The 1,536-nt window shown below is 61.8% G+C and carries 3 protein-coding genes; all 3 read right to left on the reverse strand.

What is annotated here, in order from left to right:
- On the reverse strand, positions 1-660 hold a 660-nt coding region (locus ACOI1H_RS25500; RefSeq protein WP_422441118.1), incomplete at its 3' end, for an IS66 family transposase zinc-finger binding domain-containing protein.
- A gap of 63 nt (positions 661-723) precedes the next feature.
- Positions 724-1,077 carry an IS66 family insertion sequence element accessory protein TnpB gene (gene tnpB, locus ACOI1H_RS25505; RefSeq protein WP_422441120.1) on the reverse strand — a complete coding sequence of 118 codons (354 nt, stop codon included), beginning with the start codon at positions 1,075-1,077 and terminating at the stop codon, positions 724-726.
- A partial coding sequence (gene tnpA, locus ACOI1H_RS25510) for an IS66-like element accessory protein TnpA (protein WP_422441121.1) occupies positions 1,074-1,536 on the reverse strand: 463 nt, incomplete at its 5' end. The genes tnpA and tnpB, both read right to left, overlap by 4 nt.

Raw genomic sequence — 1,536 nt, forward strand, 5'->3', positions numbered from 1 at the left:
CTGCGCCAGCAACGCCTCGGTGGGCCAGCTGCCCTCCAACAGATGCGCAGGGGCCTTGGCCTGCACCACACCCGCGCGCCCCTTGGGACAGGCGTATTTCGGGCGGATCGTGACGATCACCTGATAGCGCGCCGGGATGTAATCCAGCCGGTCGACCCGATCCTCGCCGATCTTGACCATATCGCCACAGCCACAAGGACAGACGATGCTGTCTGGCTCGATGACACGTTCGACGCGCGGCAGGTGTTCCGGCAAGGCGCGCGCCGTGCGCTTCTTGCGCGGCACCTTCTTCTCGGGATCGGTCTCGCTGGCCGCGATCTTCGCCTCAACCGCGGCAATCTGTTCCTGGGTCTCGGCGATGGCCGTTTCCAGATCCTCCAGCGCCAGTTCGAGCTGCGCGGGGTCCAGCTTCTCGGATTTTGGTCCGAACTTCGCATGTCGGTATTGTCCGACCTGACCTTCCAGCTTCTCGACCAGTGCCGTCAGTTCAGTGATGAACGCGTCTTTCTCAACCCCTACAGCCTGTTCATGCAGGCGGGCTGCTCGCTCGACCGCGGCTTCAAACCGTGCTGATTCCAGCGCCGCAGACTGTGCGGCAAAGGCCTTCGTCACCTCGGGTGGAAGGTCTGGAAACAGGCTGAGATCGAAGGACTGCGACATGCGGATTTATAGCCAGTCCAGATAGGAAAAGCCAATAAAACAACGTCGAAACAGAATTCAAAATCATCCCGCTGCACGCGGTGGAGTGACCCGCTGTGCAACGATCCGGCGCCAGTCGAGACCTTCGAAAAATGCCTCGTGCTGGGCTCGCGACAGTCGCATTGTCCCGTCCTGAACCTTGGGCCAGGCAAAGCTACCTTGTTCCAAAACTTTGTAGACCATCACGAGACCTGTTCCATCCCAAACCAAAATCTTCAGCCTGTCGCCGCGTTTCGAACGGAATATGACCGTCACACCGGAATGCGGATCAAGCTTCAGCTCGGTCTGCACGATCAGCGCCAGCGCCCTATGCCCGCAGCGAAAGTCCACTGGTCGGGTCGCGATCAGGACCGGCAGTCGCTGCCCCGCGACAATCACGCCCGCCCCCGCAAGGCATGCGTCAGCGCCGCAGCCCGTTCTGCCGGAACATCCCCCGGGACCCGCAGCACAACGTCTGCGCCGATCTCGATCGTGATGACACCGCCGGTCCCCCCTGCATCAAAGGACCGATCGACGTCCTCAGGCTCCACCGAAACCGGCACAAAGGTTGGCAGAGCGTCAGACGCCACCCCGGCCATGGCGTCCGCCGGAAGGACCAGTTCCCCTTGGCGCGCCTGACGCCGCCAATCCGAAAGCTGATGCGCCACCAGACCATGTCGCCGCGCGACATCCACCACCCGAACGCCGGGCTGAAAGCTCTCAGCCACGATCCGCGCCTTCACATCATTCGGCCAGCGCCGATTTCCACATGTCCGCTGCACAACCTCGATGCAGCCGTCAAACCCTTCACCGCCATCCGCCATCGCAATCTCCTTCTGAATGTTCAGAACGAGACTC

This window comes from Loktanella sp. DJP18 (assembly GCF_049310965.1).
Classification (GTDB): Bacteria; Pseudomonadota; Alphaproteobacteria; order Rhodobacterales; family Rhodobacteraceae; genus Loktanella.